Below are 19,512 nucleotides of genomic sequence, written 5' to 3'. Positions count from 1 at the left end.
CTCCGGTGCCGGTGCACTTCGCTCCCCGGAAGGCGTACGGTGCTGGCGTGATCACAGGAGAGACCCCGGGGACCGCCCTGCTGCTGGCGGCCGCGCCGAGGGGCAAAGACCGGCTCGTCAACGCCACGAGCGTCCTGTCCGCCCTCGCGGCCGTCCCGCCCGGCTCCCTGACGCAGGCCTCGGCCGGCACGGTCATCGAGCTCGCCGACCCGATGGACCAGCAGACCGTCCTCACCCGCGTCCGGGCGGCCGCCGCCGCCCCGGGGCCGCTGAGTCTGGTCCTGGCCGGGCAGCTCCACCTCGATCCCCGGCAGCACCGGCTCCACCTCGCCCTGGCCGGCACCACACCGGCGACCGTGCGCTACACCGGGCTCCCCTGGACCTGGCTCGCGGACGAGCTCAAGCCCCGCCGCCCGCACACCACCCGAGTGATCGTCGACCTGGTCGCCGCCCCCGACGCCTGGCAGCGGATCCGCGCGTACGGTCTCGCCCTGGATCCCGGCACGTCCCTCTACGGCCGAGTGGCGGCACCGCTCCCCCGCCGCCGGCCCGCCGAGCCGGCCTACCTCCGGGCCGTGGCCGCGATCTGGCGCAGCGGGCTCACGCCGCCCCTCGCCGACCTCCACGCGAAGGCCGCCCTCCAAGGGGGCCACGGGGAGGCGCTGTTCCTCGCCTCGGACGCCACCGCGCCGCCCTGGTGCTCCCGCACCGCGCCGGCCCCCGTGACGACGGACGGGGATCCGCTGGCGGTGGTCTTCGCCGCCGCGCACGCGGGACGGCACGGCGAGGCCGCCGTGCTCGCCGCCGGGTGGGAGGGGCGGGCCGTGGACCTGCACGGCCCGGGGTCCCCCGAGGCCATCCACTGGCTGGAGGTCCGGGCCGATCTCGCCCACGTCGCGGGCGATCCGGCGGGGAGCTGCGAGCTGTGGATGGCCGCCGCCACGGCCCGTCTCGCCCGCCGGCAGGCCATGGACGCCCCTGACGTGATGGGCGCGGTCGACCGGGCCCACCACCAATGGCAGCAGCTGCGTGACCCTCTCCGGGCTCGGGAACTCGGCCCCGGCCTGGCCGCCCTGCGCCGCCGGGTGCCCGGGGCCCGTCCGGGCGCCGTGGAAGCCGTCCAGCGCCGGCTGGAGCTGCTGCGCTCCGTGCCGGTGCCGGAGGTTCCCGGCGCCCGCGCCTAGGCACGGGGTGGTGCGGCAGCCGGCCGGCGTCGATACTGCACGGGCGGAACGGTCCGGCCACGGGGGAAGCGATGGGGCTGAACGGGTTGCGGCGGCGCACCGGCAGGAGGGGGCCGCGGGCCGGCCTGGCGGCCGTGGCGGCGGTCCTGGCCGCGGTCACGGCGGCGCCGGCCGCCTCCGTGCCCGCGTACGCGGCGGCCCCGTGCGGCGGCGCCGCGGGAGCGGCTCCGCCCGCGCGGGTGGCGTACGTCCCGGACTGGGTCGAGTCGATCGCCGTCGACCGGCGGGGCCGGATGTTCGCCACCGCCTACTTCAGCGGCCGCGTCTACCGCATCAACGCGCCGGGCAGCGCGCCGGTCGCCCTCACCGGGAACATCGGGGCGAACGGCGGGATCGTCGTCCGCGGCGACGGGCAACTCCTCGTCGGTACGGGGAACGACCTCGCGCACTCGCTGACCGGTGACCTCTTCCCCACCTCGGAGCTGCTGCGGGTGGACCCGGAATCCGGCGCGGTCACCACGTACGCCTCCGGCCTCGGCGGGATCGACGGGGTGGCCCTGGCGCCCGACGGGACCGTGTACACCACGACCCTCGGCGGGCGGAACATCGGCCGGGTGACCCCGGACGGCCGGGTCGACCCCGCCTGGGCGCGGGTGCCGCAGCCCAACGGGATCGCCGTCTCCCCGGACGGGGGCGAGGTCTACGTCGTCCAGACGGCCGTCGCTCCCGGCCTGTACCGGATCCCCGTCGGCGACCCGGCGCGTCCGCGCCTGTGGGTGTCCGCCGGCGCCGGGGAGGCCCTGGCCCTGCCGGACGGGCTGACCCTGGACGGCCGGGGCCGCCCGCTGATCGCCACGCACGCGGCCGGGCAGATCTGGCGGGTGGAGGACGGCGGGCTGTGCGCCGTGCAGTCGGGGCTCCCGCTCTCCACGCAGATCACGTACGGGCAGGGCGACCGGGGCTTCTCGGCCGGCCGGCTGTACCGGGCGGGTGTGGACGGGACGGTCTACGAGGTGCCGGCCGGTGCCGGACCCGCCCGCTGAGCCTGCGCGCCCGGCGGGGCTCCGTCAGGTCCAGGGAAGGGTGCGCCAGGGGCTGTCGGGGTCCGTGGTCAGGACGCGGTGGACGCCGAGGACCGTCTCGTACCACTCCCCGAACTCCTCGTCGTCGAAGTGGAGGCAGCGGCCGAGCACGTAGGCGGCCGAGAAGTCCTCCCAGGAACGGTAGTTGAGCTGGACCAGGCGGCCGGCGCGGACCACCGCGGCCTCCGCCTCCTGGAGGGAGCACAGGCGGGCGGCGAGGCCCCAGCGGGCCATGCCGGAGGCGCGGCCGTAGTCCCAGGCCTCGACGGAGCGGACGAAGCCGCCTTCGGGGAGCAGGCCGTCGGCACGGAAACGCGCCTCGTAGCGGGCGATGCGGCCGATCAGCCGCTGCACGCCCGTGACCTGGCCCTCGATCTCCGCCGGGGTGACGGAACTGCCCGGGGTGACGCCGTCCTCCGTCAGCCGGGGTGCGGCGGCCGCCTCGGCCCGGCGGCGCACCACCTTGCCCGCGGCCTGGCGCCAGTGGTCGACCTCGACGGGTCCCGCGAAGTCCAGGGCCATGGAGCGGCGCAGTTGCAGGACGAACTCCCAGACGCCGCTGACCATCTCGGCACGCAGCAGCCGTTCCACGGTGTCCAGCCAGTCCTGCCGGGTGGTGACGCCCCACCAGCGTTCCAGCGTGCGCTTCTCGTCGAGGTAGCCGCAGCCGTGGTAGGCCATGGAGTTCCAGTAGCGGCCGTTGCGTACGGCGATGTGCGCGCCGGCCGCGAGACCGAAGGCGACCGGGCCGCCGCGGGGGCCGCCGATCTCCAGGGTGTGGACGGCGTCCCGGGCGAGCCCGGGCCGCTCGACGGGGGCGGAGTGCCGCTGCCACAGGGCGCGGCCCTCCGGCCCGGCCGGCAGCACGCCCTCGCAGGGGCTGCCGGGGTTGACGACGAGGTAGGGCGGGTCGCCCGGGTTCCAGACCCGCGCGAACCAGTCGAGGTCGTAGCAGTTGTAGACCGGGTCGGCGGCGGGCGGCGGCAGCATGCCGCCCGTGTAGACGGCCAGGCACATGGACTGGGTCCGGGGGTTCCAGTAGGGGTGGAAGCGGGAGTTGCCCGGGTTGGCGTCGACGTCCGCCCGCGACTGCATCATGTACAGGTCCGCGCGGGCGACGAGGTCGTAGTACGCGGGCCAGTCGCCGCGCGTCCTCGCCTCGTACAGCCCCCGCTCGACCGCGCTCGGCGCCTGCCAGCCCTGCGCCGGTGCCGTCGGACCGGGCAGGGCACCTCCCTCGTGACCTGCTGTCAAACCCATGGGGAAACCCTAAGGGGTGGGCCGCCGGGGGCGGGGCGCCGGTCCCTCCGGTCTCAGCCCGCCGGGCGGGGGTCGAGGGGGGTGAGGACGCCGAGCCGGTCCTCCACCGCGCGGGCGGCGTCCAGGCACAGGTCCTCCCGGAAGGCCCGTCCGGCGATCTGCACCCCGCCGGGAAGGCCCGCGTACAGGCCGGTCGGCACGGCCACGGCGGGCACGCCGACGAAGCTGGTCGCGGTGCACAGCCGCATGGCCGACGCCACGCGGTCGCGGGACGCGCGGTCGCGGGACTCCAGGCCCGGTTCGACGGGCGGTTCGGTGAAGGAGGGGCCCAGCAACAGGGGGTGCTCGTCGAGGAACTCGGCCCATGAGCGGCGGATGTTCAGCCAGGTGCCCATCAGCCGGACGAGTTCGCCGGCGGTGACGGGAGGGGTCTTCTCCATCGCCATCCGGATGTAGCGGTCGCCCCCCTCGCCCAGGAGCGTGCGCACCACCGGCCAGCTGGGCGCGAACTCGGTCATGGTGATCCGGTCGTACGCCTCCAGGGCCTCGTCCAGCCGCGGTACGTCCGCCACCTCGCGCACGTCGTAGCCGGCGTCGCGGAGGGCGGCGGCCGCGTCGGCGACGGCCGCCGCGACGGCGGGGTGGACGCCGTGCCCGCCCGGGTCGGTCACCACCGCGACCTTCACGGGGCCGGGGAGCGGGGGGCCGTACAGGGGTACCGGGACGGCCCGGGGGTCGCGCGGATCGGTGCCGGCCAGTGCCTCGTACGCCAGCCGCAGGTCGTCGACGCGGCGGGCCAGGGGACCGTCGGTGACCAGGCCCTGGGACGCCGGGCCGGGGTCGTCGGGGCCGAGGACGCGGTGGTCGGCGGGGAAGCGCCCGGTGGTGGGCTTGAGGCCCGCCACACCGCAGAACTGGGCGGGGATCCGGACGGAACCGCCGGAGTCGTTGCCGAGGCCGAGTGCCGCCATTCCGGTGGCGACGGCGACGGCGTCGCCCCCGCTGGTGCCGCCGGGCGTCCGGGTGGGGTCCCAGGGGTTGGCGGTATCGCCGAAGAGTTCGCTGCGCGTGTGCATCCCGGCCAGGACCAGGGTGGGCATGTTCGCGTGGCCGATCGGGATGGCGCCGGCGGCGCGCAGGCGGGCCACCGGGGGTGCGTCGGCGGGTGCCGCGAAGTCACGGAAGCGCTCGGCGCCGAAGGTGGTCGGCACGCCCTCCACGGGGGTGGTCTCCTTGACCGTGAACGGCACGCCCGCGAGCGGCCCCAGCGGCTCGCCGGCTGCCCGCCGGCGGTCGGTGGCGGCGGCCGCTTCGAGCGCCCCGTCCGCCATCAGCTGCGTCACGGCGTTGGTCCGCGGGTTGACCTCGGCGATGCGCTCGAGGTGGCTCTCGACGAGTTGCACGGCCGAGACCTCGCCCCGGTGGACGGCGCGCGCCTGGGCGCCGGCCGGCCGCCGCCAGAAGGCTTCGTGTGTTCCCTGCATGGCCCGGATGCTCCCCCTGCTCGTTCTGATGCGCTTGCATCGGAACCATAACCGAGAACCGATGCAACCGCATCGGATAAAGTGGCCGCGTGCGGAGGTCCGTACGGCGGGGCCGGGACGGGGAGGCGGTCGGGCATGCCCAGACAGGTGGATCACGAGGAGCGGCGCCGTCTCGTCGCGGAGGCCGTCTGCCGCCTCGCGGACGAACGCGGGCTGGAGGGCGTCACCCTGCGCGACGTCGCCGCCGGGGCCCGGGTGTCGATGGGCGCCGTACAGCGCTGCTTCGGCACCAAGGAGGAGATGCTGCTCTTCGCCCTCGGTCACGTCGGCGAACGGATCTCCGAGCGCGTACGGGCCCGGCTGGTGCGCGGTCCCGCCCAGTCGGCCGCGTCCGCCCTGGGACACGCCGCCACCGAGGTCGCGCTGCTGCGCGAGGAGCACCGGGCCGAGGCCAGGGTCTGGCTGGCCTTCGTCGCGCAGGCAGCCGTGAGCGTGCCGCTGGCCGAGACGCTGAAGCTGAACTACGCGGCCCTGCAGGAGGCGTTCGCCCGGCTCATCGCGGAGGCCGGTGAGGGCGCCGGCCGTCCGGCGCCCCTCGATCCGCGACGGGAGGCCCGCACCCTCCTCGCGCTGGCGGACGGCCTCACCACGCACGTCCTGATCGGACACCTCGGCCCGGCGGAGGCCGAGGAAGTGCTCCACGCCCACGTGCGCGGACTCTGGGAGAGGACGGCCGGCGGCGGCCGGTGAAGCCACCCCTCCGGGGCTGTGGAAGAGTGCCGGCGGAACGCGGACCAACAGGACGGAAGGACCCCACCGTGCAGACGGCCGACCGGATCGACCACGGGGCGGCGGTCGTGGCGGAGACCGCCCGCTTCGCGGCCCTGCTCGCCGGCGCCGACCTGTCGGCCCCCGCGCCGACGTGCCCCGGCTGGACGCTGGGCGACCTGGTCCGGCACGCCGGGGGCGCGCACCGCTGGATCTCGGAGCTGCTGCGGCAGCCGAGCCGGCACGCCCCGGGCATCCGGGAAGTGGAACTGGGCCTGCCCGAGCGGCGGGACGGTTACGCCGAATGGCTGCGGGCCGGCGCCGCCCGGGCGGCGGAGGTATGCGCCGGAACCGACCTCGACTCACCCATGTGGGTGTGGGGTGCGGACGGGCACGCCCGGTTCTGGGTCCGCCGGATGCTGTTCGAGACGCTGGTGCACCGGGTCGACGCCGAACGGGCCCTCGGGCTCGGTTCCTTCATCGACCCCGGGCTCGCCCGGGACGGCGTGGACGAGTTCCTGGCCAACCTGCCCTTCGCCGCCCCCTTCGCACCGAACGTCGCGGACCTGCGCGGATCCGGCGAGACCATCCGGTTCCGGTGCGCCGACACGGACGGGACCCGGCTCGTGCGCCTGCGGCCCGACGGCTTCGGCCCGGTCCCGGACGACCCCTCGGTCCCGGCCGGGGCCGAGGTCCGGGCGGGGGCCGCGGACCTCCTGCTGCTGCTCTACGGCCGGCTGGACCGCACGGCGCCGTCCGTGGAGACCGCCGGGGACGAGGAGCTCCTCGGCCGCTGGTTCTCCAACTCGGCGTTCTGACAAGCGAGCCGCGCGCAGCGGAACATGCGGATCGCCCCCGGCTGTGTCAGCGTGGGAGGGCACACGCCCGGCCGAAGGGATCCTTACGTGGCGTCTCCTGGTGATCCGCCGTCCGCCACCGCCCTCACGGCGGAGGCCGCTCCCCTCGCGGGCCGGCCCGTCCGGGAGGCGCCGACCGAGCTGTGGGCGCTGGGCCTGGTGATGGCCGCGGCGCCCTGTTCGGCCCGCGAGGCGAAGCAGATCCTGCTGGCGGCGGCCGACCGCGCCCGGATCACCCCCGCGGAGGCGTCGGCCGCGATGGTCGCGGGCTCGCTCGGCCTGCCGGTGCCGACGCGGGTGGAACGGGCCCTGCGCAGGGCGGTGCAGGCGGCCCGCACGCCACTGCCTCCGGGCGCCTTCCAGGGGATCGGGATCCGCCCGAGCCGGCTGCGGACCGAGGAGGTCCTCTCACGCCTGCGCGGCTGCCAGGCCCGCCTCGCGGCCTCCCCCACGGATCCGGGCACCCTGCGCGCCATGGACGACGTGGCCTACACCCTGTGCGTCCTGATGGGACGTCCGACCACCCACGAAGCGGTCCTCGCCGCCGAACGGCACCTCACCGCCCCCGAGTAGGGCGCAGGCCCGGGCAGGGCCGGCGGCGGGCGCCGGCCCGGCCCGGACGGCCGGTCACCAGCGGACGGGCAGCTCCCTGACCCCGCGGATCAGCATGCCGGGCACCCAGCGGAGCGCGGCCCCGTCGGCGTCGCAGGCGAGGTCCGGGAAGCGCTCCAGCAGCGACCGGAGCGCGATGCGGCCCTCCATCCGGGCCAGTGGCGCGCCGAGGCAGTAGTGGAGTCCGTGGCCGAAGGCGATGTGGCCGCGCGCGTCACGGCGGATGTCGAAGCGGTCCGGGTCCTCGAAGCGGGCGGGGTCACGGTCCGCGTCGGCCATGGTGATCAGCACGGTGGAGTTCCTGGGGACCACCACGCCGCCCATCTCCACGTCCTCCAGGGCCAGTCGCGGGGTGCAGGTCTCGACCGGTCCGTCGTACCGGAGCATCTCCTCGATCGCGCCGTCCAGCAGTCCGAGGTCCGCACGCAGGTCGGCGAGCTGGTCGGGGTGGGCGAACAGGGCGCGCATCCCGTTGCCGATCATGTTGACGGTGGTCTCGTGTCCGGCGATGAGGAGCAGGACGCTCATGCCGATCAGCTCGGACGGCGACAGCCGGTCACCGCCCTCGTCGACGGCGTGGATCATCGCGCTCAGCAGGTCCTCACCGGGCTCGGCGCGCTTGGCGTCGATGAGGCCGGACAGGTACCGGGGCATCGCCTCGTACGCCTCGGCCTCGGCCTCGGGGCTGGTGCGGGCGACCATTTCGTTGGACCAGCGGCGGAACGCCTCACGGTCCAGCTCGGGCACCCCGAGCAGTTCGCAGATGACGGTCATGGGCAGCGGGAGGGCGAAGGCCTCCACCAGGTCGCCGCGGCGGTCCCCGTTCGCCTCCATGGCGTCGAGCAGTTCGTCGGTGATCTGCTGGATGCGGGGTGCCAGCGACTCGATGCGGCGCTGGGTGAACTCCCGGGCCACCAGGCGGCGCAGCCGCGTGTGGTCCGGCGGGTCGGACATCAGCATGTGCGCCAGCGACGGGTCGTCCTGTTCGGTGTTGATGATCTGGCCGATGTCCCCCGACCGGCGCCAGTCGCGGCTGAGCCGCGGGTCCGTGAAGGCCTTGCGGCAGGCCTCGTGGCCGACGACCAGCCACAGCTCCTCGCCGTCGGGCGTGCGCACGCGGTGGACGGGTCCCCGCTCCCGGAGGGCCGCGTAGACCGGATACGGGTCGCGGACGAAGTCCGGGCTGAGTTCCAGCAGATCGACCACGGCAGGCTGAGGTGCCACTTTCCATTCCCCCTGAATCGAATGCGGGCGCGGCTTCGGGCCGCGCCGTGCGTTCATCCCACAGTAGTCGCGGCGTCACCGCGGGCGGCGGGCGGCCTCGCTGTCCGCATTCGCTCCCCGCGCGGAGGCATTCCCCGGCCGGAAACGGGCAGACGCCCACCGGAGATGGGAGAACACCATGATCGTTCTGGGTGTCATTCTGCTGATCGTCGGCTACATCGCCGGCATATCCATCCTGTGGACCATCGGCATCATCCTGGTCCTGATCGGCCTGGTCCTGTGGATCCTGGGATCCGTCGGGCACGCCGTCGGAGGACGACGGCATTACTGGTAGCCGGCCGGCGCCGGACACCCGTGCGGGCCGGAGGGTCCAGCCCTCCGGCCCGCACGCCGGCACCCCGCCGGTCAGGCCCCGGGGCCGCGGTCCTCGGGCAGTCCGGTGCCGCCCATGCGCGTGAGCAGGGCACTCAGGGTCCCGACCTCGGCCGGGGCCCACTCCGGTGCGGCGAAGACCTCGGCGGCGACCTGCCCGGCGGCCTTGAGGCACTCCTCCAGGCGCCGGCGGCCGGCGTCCGTCAGGGCCGCGTAGGCGACGCGGGCGTCGCGGGCGTCCGCCTCGCGCACGACCAGGCCGATCCGCTCCAGGGGGCCCAGCCCGCGGGTGACCCCCGAAGCCGTCAGCCCCAGCGCCTGCGCGAGGTCGACCCGGCGCATGCGGCCGCCCTCCGCCCGCCCGAGGTGGAGCAGGACCATGAAGTCCGCCAGGCTGACCCCGTACAACGACCCGAGACGGGAGTCGAACCGGCGCACGAGGGCGGTCTGGGCCTTCACCAGGCGCAGGGACACGTCCAGCGCATCCAGCGCATCACTCATCGTTACCTCCTTGACTGCTCACAGCATGCGCCAAGAAGCTTGAGCAGTCAAGGACATGTCGAGTATCTGGACCGGGTGAGGGGCGGTCGCGTATCGTCCTGGCGTTCCCGACACTGGAGGCTCCGGCCGTGGGGCTCGTCCCTCTGTTCCTGATCAGCGGTTTCGCCCTGCTCGCCTTCGCCTTCGGCCGCCTCGCCGTACGGCTGGCCCGCCGCGCGCCCCTGTGGGCGTACGCGGCCGCTCCCCCGCTCGCCGTGATCGCCACGGGCTGGGCCATCGGCCTGCTGCTGTGGCCCTCGTACGCGGCCGCCCCCGCGGCCCTCCTGTGGTGGCTGGGCGGCCTGACCGGGGCCGTCACGTGGTGGACCTGTCAGGCCCGCACCCACCGGCGCCGTCACTGACCGTCACGGGCGGCCTCTCCGGGCCGGCCCGCGGTCCCCGGCGCGACAGCCCTTAGGGTGAGCCCGGTGACGAGGAACGCGAACACGGATACGGAAGCCGGCCGGGTGCTGTACGGGTGCATGGGGCTGGGCGGAAGCTGGGAGCCGGGTCCGTACGGGCCCCAGGACGTCGACGCCGCCGAAGAGGCCGTCCGCGCCGCCCTCGACATCGGCATCACCGCCTTCGACCACGCCGACATCTACCGGCACGGCAAGGCCGAGGCCGTCTTCGGCGAGGTCCTCGCCCGGACTCCCGGGCTGCGCGAACGCATCACCCTCCAGACCAAGTGCGGCATCCGCCTGGCCGGCCGGGACGGCGGCCCCGGCCACTACGACCTGCGCGGCCCGAGCATCGTCCGGCGGGTCGAGGAGAGCCTCGAACGGCTGCGGACCGACGTCATCGACGTGCTCATGCTGCACCGCCCCGACCCGCTCGCGGACCCCGACGCGACGGCGGCCGCCCTGATGTCCCTGCACGCCCAGGGGCTGGTGCGCGCCTTCGCCGTCTCGAACATGGGGGCCGCGCAGATCGCCCGCCTCCAGGCCCGTCTGGACGTACCGCTGGTGGCCAACCAGCTGGAGATGAGCCTGCACAGCCGGGCCTGGGTGGAAGCCGGGGTGCTGCTCAACACCCCCGAGGGCGCCGGCCACGGCTTCCCCTTCGGGACGCTGGAGCACTGCCTCGACCACGGCATCCGGCTCCAGGCCTGGGGCGCGCTCGCGCAGGGCCGGTTCACGGGCCGGCAGCGGACCCCCGCCGAGCACGCCACCGCCGCCCTGCTCGAGGAACTGGCGCGGAAGAAGGACACCACCCCGGAGACGGTGCTGCTGTGGTGGCTGATGCGGCACCCGGCCGGCATCGCGCCGGTCATCGGCACGGCCCGGCCCGGCCGGATCCGCGCCTGCCGCGACGCGGTCCTGCGCCGGCCGGACCTCACGCACGAGGAGTGGTACGAGCTGTGGACCACGGCCCGGGGCGTGCCGCTGCCCTGATCACTGGTCCCGGCGGCCGGGGGCCAGGTGGGCCACCGCCTCGGCCAGGTCCTCGCACACCTCCTCGATCTTGCGGCGGACGTTGTTCTGTTCGGTGACCAGGGCCGACAGCAGCAGTCCGGTCAGGGCGGCCGCCCCGTTGAGGGCCTGCAGGTTGACCATGACCTCCAGCAGGGTGTGGTGGGCGAAGGGTCCCGCCTGGTCGATCGCCGCCCCCACGGCCAGCACGGACACCAGCAGGGCGCACGGAGCGCTGCCGGCCAGCTGGAAGCGCACCGCGGCCCAGATGAGCAGCGGGAAGACCAGGAAGAGCAGCGACAGGGTGCTGCGGGCGGCCACGTCGGTCGCCACGCCGGCCGCCACCATCAGCGCGACCGCCTCGGCGATCCGGAAGGGGTCGCGGGGCAGCCGGGCCCCGCGCAGCACCAGCAGCAGCGGGGCCACCAGCAGCACCCCCATGGTGTCCCCGGCCCACCAGGCCGACCACACCCCCCAGAACTTCGGCAGCGGCAGGTCGCCGGTGAGGACGAGCGTTCCGGCTCCGGCGGTGGCGCTGATCAGCATCGGCACCAGGCCGCCCAGGAAGACCAGCGCCAGACCGTCCCGCAGCCGGTCGAGCTGGGGCCGGAACCCGGCACGGCGCAGCAGGGCGTAGGCGCACAGCGGGGCCAGGGTGTTCCCCGCGACGATGACGAGGCCGGCGGGGCGGAAGGCGCTGATCCCCTCGATGGCCAGGTACGTGCCGAGGGCGATGCCCGGCCAGACGCGCGGGCCGAACCAGAGCAGGGCCGCGAGGGCGATTCCGGTGGGCGGCCACAGGGGCGTGACGACCGAGCCCTCGACGACCACCTGACGCAGCAGGCCGAGCCGGCCGCTCAGGTAGTAGGCGACGGCGACCCCGAGGATCCGAAGGAGCGCCTCGGACGGGCCTCGCCATTGCAGGGTGCGCACCACAGCATCAGACAACAGCCCGGCCGCCGGTGCGGGCCGTGACACGCCTGGCGGCCGGGATCAGGGGGCCGCCGCGTCGTGGCTGAGGACGAGCACGGCCGCGTCGTCGGCGTGGCCCGTGGAGTCGGCGACCTTCATCACCTCGGCCGCCAGCTCTCCGGGATCGCCGCCGGCTCCCTCCCTGACGATGCGCAGCACCCGTTCGAGGCCGACCTCGATGGGGAACTCCGGACCCTCGACCACGCCGTCCGTCAGCAGGACGATGGACCCGGGTTCCGTCAGCCGGCGACGGGTCACCGCGTACCGCGCCCCGGGGACCGTGCCCAGGGGCGGGCCGCCCGCGTCCTCGGCGATGCCGTGGCGGCCGCCGGCGGTGGCCCAGACGGTCGGCACGTGGCCGGCCCGGGCGCTGGCGAGATCGCCGGTGCGCGGGTCGTAGCGCAGCAGGGTGCACGTGGCGAACAGGTCGCTGTCGAGGGAGAGCAGCACGTCGTTGGCCCGGCCCAGCACCTCGCCCGGATCGCTGACGACGGCCGCCACGGCGCGCAGGCAGACCCGGACCTGCCCCATGAAGGCGGCGGCGGCCACGTCGTGCCCCTGGACGTCGCCGACGGAGAAGGCGAGGGCGTCCTCGGCCACCCGGAACCCGTCGTACCAGTCACCGCCGATCTCCAGGCCGTGCTGGGCGGGCGCGTAGCGGGCCGCGGCGCGCAGGCCCGGCAGTACGGGCAGGGAGCGCGGCAGCATCTCGCGCTGGAGGGCTTCCGCCAGCTCCACCCGGGCGTGCTGGAACCTGGCCCCTTCCCTCGCCTGGGCACTGAGCCGTCCCAGCATGCTCAGCAGGTCGGCGCTGTCCCGCCGGTGGGGTTGACGCCACGGGGTCACGGACCCCTCCGGGGTATGTCCATGTTCTCCCTGCTCCCGCCGCGCGAAGATCCAGGCCCATCATATTTCGGCCGGCCGGATTCCGCCGGGCGCCCTGGCGCCCCGTCCGGGCGGCGGGAGCCCCGTCGCGCGGTGTGCCGCGGCCGCCGCGCAGGCGGCCGCCGCAGGCGCCGCCGAGCGGGTTCCCGCCCCTTCCCGAAGCGGCCGCCGGGGCCGTGGGCGGCCTCGTCCGTCGCCCGTCCGCGGGTCGTCCGGGGGGCGGGCCCGCCCGCCGCCGGGCCCGGGAACCGTGACCACCGGGTGTCCTACGGAACGTCAGCGCTCTTTCCCGGAAGGCGAGATGAGGCACCGTGGCCCGCAACCACGATGACCGCCTTTGCGTGATCTTGCGTAAGCTCCTGATCGACTCGGACGCCTCCGCCCCCTCACCCTTCGGCGGGCGGCCTCCGGGTCCCGGGAACCGCACCGACCGAGTAAGAGGAACAACGTGCCCCTGCCCCTGAACCGCCGTCTGGCCGTCAGCGCCGCCCTGCTGGCCACGGTGGCCGCCGTGGTGCCCGCCACCGCCGCCCAGGCCGCGCCCGCCGCCCCCTTCCCCGGGGTGGCCCGGGCGGCCACCACCGCCGCCACCCTGCCGGATCCCGACCTGGAGGCCGTGGCACAGGCGCTGCGGAACACGACCGCCGCCGGAGCCCCCGGCGCGCTGGCCCGCATCGGCGACGGGAAGACCGTCCGGGTCGAGACGACGGGCGTCCGCGACACGGGCACCGGCCGGGCCATGGACCCCCAGGCCCGCTTCCGGATCGGCAGCGTCACCAAGACGTTCTCGACGGTCGTGCTCCTCCAGCTGGTGGACGAGGGGAAGATCGAGCTGGACCAGCCGGTCAACCGCTACCTGCCCGGGCTGCTGCCCGACGACCGGATCACCGTGCGGCACCTGCTGAACCACCGCAGCGGGCTCGCGGACTACACGAACGCCATGTTCGACAAGACCGTCCCGGGCTTCGAGGCCGTACGGAACAAGGTGTTCGGATACGACGAGCTGGTGAAGCTCTCCCTGGCCGAACCCCGCACGACGGAGCCGGGAGCCGCGTACAAGTACTCGAACACCAACTTCGTGGTCGTCGGCATGCTCATCGAGAAGGCCACGGCCCGGCCGGTGGCCAAGGAATACGACCGCCGCATCATCAAACCGCTGAAGCTGCGCCACACCTCGTACGTGCACCCCGACACGAAGATCAAGGGGCTGCACACGCGCGGCTACCTCACCCCGGACGAGGCGGGCGCCCCGCTGGTCGACTCGACCGAGCAGACGGTGTCGTGGGCGCAGTCGGCGGGCGCGATGATCTCGAACCCGGCCGACCTCGCCACCTTCATGTCCGCGCTGGTGAGCGGCAAGCTGGTCTCCCCCGCCCTGCTGGACCAGATGCTCACCATGACGCCCACCGACGCCACGAACACCCGCTTCTACGGTCTGGGCCTGCGCCGCTACGACCTGTCGTGCGGCACGTCCGTCTACGGGCACACGGGCACCGTGCAGGGCTTCTACACGTACGCCTTCGCCACCCGTGACGGCGCGCGCACCCTCAGCGCCATGGCGAACACCTCGAACCGGGGCGCGGCGAACACCGCCCTGGGCGGCACCCTCGAAGGGGCCTTCTGCGGCAAGCAGCCGGTGAAGGCCACCGCCCGCGGCTTCTCGGCGGCCCCGGCCGACAGGGACCTGCCGGAGCACAACGCCCGATGACGGCCGGCCGCCGCGGGCTCCCGGCCCGCGGCGGCCGTACGGCGGGGGCACCCGCGGCAGCCCTTAGGCTGGGGCGGTGAACGGCCGTCACCTCCCAGGAGATCCCACCGGCATGACCATCCACCGCCCCGGCCTGCCCGGGGACCTGCCGCCCGCCGAGGTGCTGTGGGCGCACTGGGCCCTGGTGGCCGTACTGGAGGCGACCACCGCGGCGGAGGGCCGCGGCGTCCACCGGACCGGGCACTGGATCGACGGGGAGGGGCTGCACCTCGACGACTGCGGCTGCACCTGGTGGACCTTCGCCCGGGCGGGAGAGGGCCGGTACGTGCTCTTCGGCGAGGACGAGTCGAGCGCCGTCAAGTGGCACGAGCCGGCCGTGGACATGCTGGCGGGCGGCCCGGACTGGCTGCCGTACGAGACCCTGCGCGATCTGCTGGGCGGCGGGGAACTCGGCTGTGTCTACTGGTCCGAGAACGGTTCCTGGGCCCGGGCGCCCTACCCGGACGGCCTGGACGACGACGGGCTCGACTGCGGGATGAGCCGCTTCGCCGTGCGCCCGGAGGTGCTGCGGCTCCTCGAAGGCGCCTGGGACGACTGCGGTTGCGGGGCGGCCGGAGCGGCCGCCGGACGCGCGGAGACAGCGGCGCGGCTGCTGGACGCCGCCGTGCGCCGCGAGCTGACGCCCGGGACGCTGGAGGCGCTGGCCGGCGACTGTTCCTGCGGCGGCTGGGACCTGCCGGCCATGCTGCGCGCGCTGCGCCTCTCCGGTCTGGCGCAGGGCTCGGCCGCCCCCGTCAGAGGGTGATCCAGTAGCGGCGCTTGGGCCCGACCAGGGTCTCCCGTACGTCTTCCAGGACGCCGCCGTTCCGCTCGATGGTGCGGGCGGAGGCCCCGTTGCCGGGGTCGCAGGTGAGCAGGACCTGGTCCATGCCGAGCAGGCGCGCCTCGTGCAGGACCTCGCCCAGGGCCCAGGTGGCCAGACCGCGCCCGCGCGCCGAGGGACGGACGCCGTAGCCGATGTGGCCGCCCGCGTCGAGGAGGAAGCCGTTGAGGTAGTGCCGCAGGTCGATGGCGCCGAGGTACGTGTCGCCCTCGGTGATCCACCAGTGGGAGGCGTGGACGCGGCCCTGTTCCACGGGCGCCGTGCGGTCGGCCCGGCGGCGCAGCTCACCGGTCCAGTCGGCGAAGCCCTCGGGGGTGTCGACGTCGTCGGTGGAGCCGAGTCCGGCGCCGTCCATGTGGGCGTCGGGCCCCCACTCCGCCTGTGCGGCGAGCCAGGAGGAGTGCAGGCGGGCGGTGGGGGCGACCAGTGCGGGCATGCTCCGGACCGTAACAGCCGGATGATCCGGCTCCGCAATCCGGCCGCTGCGGCCGCCTCCGGCCGCTCCGGCCGCTCCGGCCGCTCGGGCCGCTCCCCGCCGCCTTCGCCCGCGGGGCCCGCCCGCTCACCGGCCGGGGCCGTAGGCAGCCCACCGGGAGATCCCGAACCCCTCCCCCTCGCGGCGGACCTCCACGGCCCCCGCTCCGCCGAAGTGGGCGGGCACCACCAGTTCCCGCAGGTCCGCGGCCCGGCCGAGGACCTCGCGGCGGGTGGCCGCGGCCTGCCGGGGGTCCCTGCAGAAGCAGCTGTCGCACGACGGGGCGAGGATCTGGACCGGGCTGTGCAGCAGGTCGCCCACGAAGACGGCCCGGTCGGTGCCGGAGGCCAGTCGCAGCACCGACGAGCCGGGGGTGTGCCCGGGGGCGGCCTCCAGGGTGAGGTGCTCGTCGATGCGGTGCGAGCCCTCCCAGAGCACGGCCTGTCCGGCCCGGTGCACGGGCGCGACGCTGTCCTCGTAGACCAGCCGGTCGTCCTCCCGTTCTCCTGCGGCGTATCCGCCGCGCGGGCCGAAGTGGTGGTCGTCGGCAGCCGGGATGAGGTACCGGGCGTTGCGGAAGGAGGGCGTCCACTCCCCCGCGGTGCCGTCGGTGCCGTCGTTGCGGGTGTTCCAGCCGACGTGGTCGGCGTGCAGGTGCGTGTTGACGACGTAGTCGACGTCCTGCGGGCGGACTCCCGCCCGCGCCAGCGCTCCGAGGAAGTCCCCCTCCCGCCGGTGGAAGAGCGGGGTGCCGGGGCGTTCGCGTCCGTTGCCGACGCCGGTGTCGACGAGGACCGTGGTCCCGCCGCTGCGCAGGACCCAGGTCTGCAGGGCCATCACCGCCGTGCCGTCCTCCGGCCGGAGGTGGTCGGGGGCCAGCCAGTGCTCGTTGTCCCGCCACAGCCGCTCCCCCGCCGTGGGGACGAGGTCCGCGGCGGGTCCGAAGGGGCCCTGCCACTCGACGACCCGGATGACCTCGACGTCGCCGAGCACGATGGTGTTTCCGTTCGCGTTGTCCATGATCAGCACCCTAGGAAGGTGCCGTGAGCCGCTCAATGCTCCGCTCGCTCGCAGAAATGCGTCAGACGCTCACCCGGGAGTGCTCGGATAGGCTGGCGCGGTGGACGTGGTGAGCGACGCGATCGCGGCGGTACGGGTGGGCCGGCCCTCGTCGGACCGGATGCGGGTGGAGGGCGGCTGGTGCGCGCGGTTCGCGCCGTACGAGGGCGCCGGCTTCCACGTCGTACTGGAGGGCGGCTGCTGGCTGCTGCCCGACGGCGGACCGCCCGTGTCGCTGGGCGCGGGTGACGCGGTACTGCTGCCGCACGGTACGGGACACGTGATCGCCGACGGCCCCGCCGACGCTGCGGCCGTGGCGCGGGCGGTGCCGTTCGAGTCGGCCGCGCAGGCGTGGCGCGGGGCCGGGCGGCCGGGCGGCGGCGCGGGTGCGGTGGAGATGCTGTGCGGGAAGTACCGGCTCGACCGCAGCCGGGCGCATCCCCTGATGGCGGAACTGCCGCCCGTGGTCCACCTGCCGAACCGGGTGGGCAGCCACCCCGAACTCCGGTCGGCCATCGATCTGCTGGGACGGGAACTCGGCGGGCAGCTGCCGGGTGCCGGGATCGCGGTGCCCGGGCTGCTGGACCTGCTGCTCGTCTACATGATCCGTTCCTGGCTGACGGCCGGGGGTGCGGCGGGCGGCTGGCCGGCCGCGCTGGGCGACCCGGTGGCGGCCGCCGCGCTGCGCGCGCTGCACGCCGATCCGGCCGCGCCGTGGACCAACGACCGGCTGGCCGCCGAGGCGGGCGTGTCCCGCCCGACGCTGGGGCGGCGCTTCACGGCCCTGGTGGGGCGGCCCCCGATGGCGTACCTCACCTGGTGGCGGCTGAACCTCGCCGCCGCCCGGCTGCGCGGCACCGAGGACCCGCTGGCCGCCGTCGCGCGCCGGGTGGGGTACGGCTCTCCGTACGCCCTGTCGCACGCCTTCAGCCGCGAGTTCGGTATGTCTCCGGGCCGTTACCGGGCCCTGCGGGCGGCGGGCGCGACGCCCGCGGAGTGACGGCGGACCCCGGGGAACCATGGCCGGAACCCGCCCCTACACTTTGTCCTTCGTTTACCCATGGCCCTCCGAACCGCGCTGGAGTCCCCGCATGCCCCACCTCATACGCCGCCCCGTCCGGACGGCGGCCCTGGCCGCCGTCTCCTTGCTGACGGTCCCCGTCCTGGCGGCCTGCGGCAGCGATGCGAAGGCTCCGGCGCGTGCGAAGCCCTCGGGGTCGGCGTCCGCGGCAGCGCCCGCGCAGCTGCCCCCGCTGCCCGCCTCGCTGACCGGGCAGAAGCCCGACTGGCGCGGCTGCCCGGCGCCGTCGGCCGCCCAGGGCGGCGGGGAGGCCCCGGGAGCGGCCTGGCAGTGCGCCACCATGAAGGCGCCCCTCGACTACGCGAAGCCGGCCGGCGAGACCATCGACGTGGCCCTGATCCGCAAGAAGGCCACGAACGCCGGCAAGCGCCTGGGCTCCCTGGTCTACAACTTCGGCGGTCCCGGCGCCTCCGGCGTCCAGACGCTCCCGCAGGCGGCGGACGACTACAAGAAGCTGGGCGCGGTCTACGACCTCGTCAGCTTCGACCCGCGCGGCGTGGGCAACAGCGCTCCGGTCATCTGCCTGGACGACAAGACGCTGGACGAGGGCACCGGTTCCGGGAACACCCTCGACGAGGTCAGGAAGTTCACCGACGCCTGCAAGCAGAAGTCCGCCAAGCTGCTCCCGCACGTCGGCACGGCCAACACGGCCCGTGACATGGACCTGATGCGCCAGGTGCTCGGCGACCAGAAGCTCAACTACTTCGGCATCTCGTACGGCACCCAGCTGGGCGGGGTCTACGCCCACCTGTTCCCGAAGAACGTCGGCCGCACCGTGTTCGACGCGGTCGTCGACCCCACCACGGACGAGGCGCAGGCCGGTCTCGGCCAGGCCAAGGGCTTCCAGCGGGCGCTGGAGCACGCGATGAAGTACTGCCGTGACAAGTACACCGCCAACTGTCCGACCGGCCCGAGCGACGCCGAGGGCAACAAGCGGATCAGCGAGCTGCTCGAGAAGCTGAAGACGAAGCCCGCCGCCACGGACGGCGGCCGCAAGCTGACCTCCGACATGGCCCTCACCGGCATCGCCGCCAGCCTCTACGACAAGGAGTCCTGGGAGTACCTCGTCCAGGGTCTGGGCGAGCTGCGGCAGCTCGGAACGGGGAACATCCTGCTGCTGCTCTCGGACAGCTACAGCGGCCGCGGTGAGGACGGGCGCTACAGCAACTCCAACGCCGCGCAGGCGGCGATCAACTGCGCCGACACCAGCCGCCGGTACACCGTCGAGGAGAAGACGGCGCAGGAGCCGGCCTTCCGCGCGGCCTCCCCGGTCTTCGGCCCGGAGATGGCCGAGGGCCTGCTCGGGTGCTCCCAGTGGCCGGTGCGCGGTACGAGCGACAAGCCGCAGGTCACCGCCGAGGGCGCGGCACCGATCGTGGTGATCGGCAACACGGGCGACCCCGCCACCCCCGTCGAGGGCGCGAAGCGGATGGCCGACGCGCTCGGCCGGGGCGTCGGCATCAACCTCACCGTGAAGGGCGAGGGCCACGGCAGTTACGGGAACAACGCCTGCGCCACCAAGGCGGTCGACGCGTTCCTGGTCGACGGGACCGCTCCGGCCGACGGGACCGAATGCCAGTGAGCATCCGTCCGCGCCCGTACCGACCTCTGTTCGGCTGCCGCGACGCCGCCGCCTACACTTGTGCCGCCCGGC

General features: G+C 74.8%; 20 protein-coding genes. 12 read left to right on the top strand and 8 right to left on the bottom strand.

The genetic code is table 11. The features are described from left to right. Nucleotides 1–47: 47 nt before the first annotated feature. Nucleotides 48–1,184 carry a hypothetical protein gene (locus ACZ514_RS15825; RefSeq protein WP_469124956.1) on the top strand — a complete coding sequence of 379 codons (1,137 nt, stop codon included), beginning with the start codon at nt 48–50 and terminating at the stop codon, nt 1,182–1,184. Between the two features lie 71 nt (nt 1,185–1,255). Continuing rightward, complete coding sequence (locus tag ACZ514_RS15820; RefSeq protein ID WP_469124955.1) at nt 1,256–2,227, top strand: SMP-30/gluconolactonase/LRE family protein; 972 nt, start codon at nt 1,256–1,258, stop codon at nt 2,225–2,227. 24 nt (nt 2,228–2,251) lie between these two features. On the opposite strand, the gene ACZ514_RS15815 is transcribed toward ACZ514_RS15820, so the two are convergent. After that, a complete protein-coding gene (locus ACZ514_RS15815) occupies nt 2,252–3,526 on the bottom strand; it encodes a DUF1266 domain-containing protein (protein WP_469124954.1) in 1,275 nt (424 codons plus the stop codon). A gap of 53 nt (nt 3,527–3,579) precedes the next feature. Next, a complete protein-coding gene (locus ACZ514_RS15810) occupies nt 3,580–5,010 on the bottom strand; it encodes an amidase (RefSeq protein WP_469124953.1) in 1,431 nt (476 codons plus the stop codon). A gap of 135 nt (nt 5,011–5,145) precedes the next feature. On the opposite strand from ACZ514_RS15810, the gene ACZ514_RS15805 reads away from it, so the two are divergent. The 3 genes from ACZ514_RS15805 to ACZ514_RS15795 all read left to right on the top strand — a co-directional run bounded on the left by ACZ514_RS15805 (nt 5,146) and on the right by ACZ514_RS15795 (nt 7,208). Further along, nucleotides 5,146–5,760: a TetR/AcrR family transcriptional regulator gene (locus ACZ514_RS15805; RefSeq protein ID WP_468168605.1), complete on the top strand. Its 615-nt coding sequence runs from the start codon at nt 5,146–5,148 to the stop codon at nt 5,758–5,760. Between the two features lie 68 nt (nt 5,761–5,828). Then, nucleotides 5,829–6,596: a maleylpyruvate isomerase family mycothiol-dependent enzyme gene (locus ACZ514_RS15800; RefSeq protein WP_469124952.1), complete on the top strand. Its 768-nt coding sequence runs from the start codon at nt 5,829–5,831 to the stop codon at nt 6,594–6,596. An 87-nt stretch (nt 6,597–6,683) separates the two neighbouring features. Beyond that, nucleotides 6,684–7,208, top strand: a complete 525-nt coding sequence (locus ACZ514_RS15795) for a DUF5133 domain-containing protein (RefSeq protein WP_468168599.1) — start codon at nt 6,684–6,686, stop codon at nt 7,206–7,208. 54 nt (nt 7,209–7,262) lie between these two features. On the opposite strand, the gene ACZ514_RS15790 is transcribed toward ACZ514_RS15795, so the two are convergent. Continuing rightward, entirely contained in the window at nt 7,263–8,471 is a 1,209-nt protein-coding gene (locus ACZ514_RS15790; protein WP_469124951.1) for a cytochrome P450 family protein, read from the bottom strand. A gap of 178 nt (nt 8,472–8,649) precedes the next feature. Here ACZ514_RS15790 and ACZ514_RS15785 point away from each other — a divergent pair, with 178 nt between their 5' ends. Then, the gene (locus ACZ514_RS15785; RefSeq protein WP_468168593.1) at nt 8,650–8,805 is read left to right on the top strand and encodes a DUF6131 family protein; all 156 of its coding nucleotides are present in this window, start codon (nt 8,650–8,652) and stop codon (nt 8,803–8,805) included. Nucleotides 8,806–8,876: 71 nt separating this feature from the next. Here ACZ514_RS15785 and ACZ514_RS15780 read toward each other — a convergent pair whose 3' ends face one another. After that, the gene (locus ACZ514_RS15780) at nt 8,877–9,344 is read right to left on the bottom strand and encodes a MarR family winged helix-turn-helix transcriptional regulator (protein ID WP_468168590.1); all 468 of its coding nucleotides are present in this window, start codon (nt 9,342–9,344) and stop codon (nt 8,877–8,879) included. A 128-nt stretch (nt 9,345–9,472) separates the two neighbouring features. On the opposite strand from ACZ514_RS15780, the gene ACZ514_RS15775 reads away from it, so the two are divergent. Together ACZ514_RS15775 and ACZ514_RS15770 are read left to right on the top strand one after the other, a co-directional pair. Next, nucleotides 9,473–9,745: a hypothetical protein gene (locus tag ACZ514_RS15775; protein ID WP_469124950.1), complete on the top strand. Its 273-nt coding sequence runs from the start codon at nt 9,473–9,475 to the stop codon at nt 9,743–9,745. A 66-nt stretch (nt 9,746–9,811) separates the two neighbouring features. Next, a complete protein-coding gene (locus tag ACZ514_RS15770; RefSeq protein WP_468168584.1) occupies nt 9,812–10,777 on the top strand; it encodes an aldo/keto reductase in 966 nt (321 codons plus the stop codon). On the opposite strand, the gene ACZ514_RS15765 is transcribed toward ACZ514_RS15770, so the two are convergent. Next, on the bottom strand, nt 10,778–11,731 hold the full coding sequence (locus ACZ514_RS15765; RefSeq protein WP_468168581.1) for an MASE1 domain-containing protein: 954 nt from the start codon (nt 11,729–11,731) through the stop codon (nt 10,778–10,780). Nucleotides 11,732–11,788: 57 nt separating this feature from the next. Then, the gene (locus ACZ514_RS15760) at nt 11,789–12,562 is read right to left on the bottom strand and encodes a PP2C family protein-serine/threonine phosphatase (protein WP_468168703.1); all 774 of its coding nucleotides are present in this window, start codon (nt 12,560–12,562) and stop codon (nt 11,789–11,791) included. 538 nt (nt 12,563–13,100) lie between these two features. On the opposite strand from ACZ514_RS15760, the gene ACZ514_RS15755 reads away from it, so the two are divergent. Further along, a complete protein-coding gene (locus ACZ514_RS15755; RefSeq protein WP_468168578.1) occupies nt 13,101–14,360 on the top strand; it encodes a serine hydrolase domain-containing protein in 1,260 nt (419 codons plus the stop codon). Between the two features lie 112 nt (nt 14,361–14,472). Further along, nucleotides 14,473–15,165 (top strand): hypothetical protein, encoded by a 693-nt coding sequence (locus tag ACZ514_RS15750; RefSeq protein ID WP_468699184.1) that lies wholly within the window; start codon nt 14,473–14,475, stop codon nt 15,163–15,165. Here ACZ514_RS15750 and ACZ514_RS15745 read toward each other — a convergent pair. Both ACZ514_RS15745 and ACZ514_RS15740 read right to left on the bottom strand, forming a co-directional pair. Continuing rightward, entirely contained in the window at nt 15,155–15,679 is a 525-nt protein-coding gene (locus tag ACZ514_RS15745; protein WP_468168572.1) for a GNAT family N-acetyltransferase, read from the bottom strand. The two genes, ACZ514_RS15750 and ACZ514_RS15745, sit on opposite strands and share 11 nt — an antisense overlap. Before the next feature lie 126 nt (nt 15,680–15,805). Further along, a complete protein-coding gene (locus ACZ514_RS15740) occupies nt 15,806–16,738 on the bottom strand; it encodes an MBL fold metallo-hydrolase (RefSeq protein ID WP_469124949.1) in 933 nt (310 codons plus the stop codon). A 100-nt stretch (nt 16,739–16,838) separates the two neighbouring features. On the opposite strand from ACZ514_RS15740, the gene ACZ514_RS15735 reads away from it, so the two are divergent. Next, nucleotides 16,839–17,777 carry an AraC family transcriptional regulator gene (locus tag ACZ514_RS15735; RefSeq protein WP_469124948.1) on the top strand — a complete coding sequence of 313 codons (939 nt, stop codon included), beginning with the start codon at nt 16,839–16,841 and terminating at the stop codon, nt 17,775–17,777. 91 nt (nt 17,778–17,868) lie between these two features. Continuing rightward, on the top strand, nt 17,869–19,440 hold the full coding sequence (locus tag ACZ514_RS15730; protein ID WP_468168566.1) for an alpha/beta hydrolase: 1,572 nt from the start codon (nt 17,869–17,871) through the stop codon (nt 19,438–19,440). The last annotated feature ends 72 nt before the right edge of the window (nt 19,441–19,512 follow it).

Source organism: Streptomyces sp. NPDC034086, from assembly GCF_055575515.1.
Note: the sequence above shows the minus strand (reverse complement) of the source record. Positions and strands in the feature narration are given on the sequence as shown.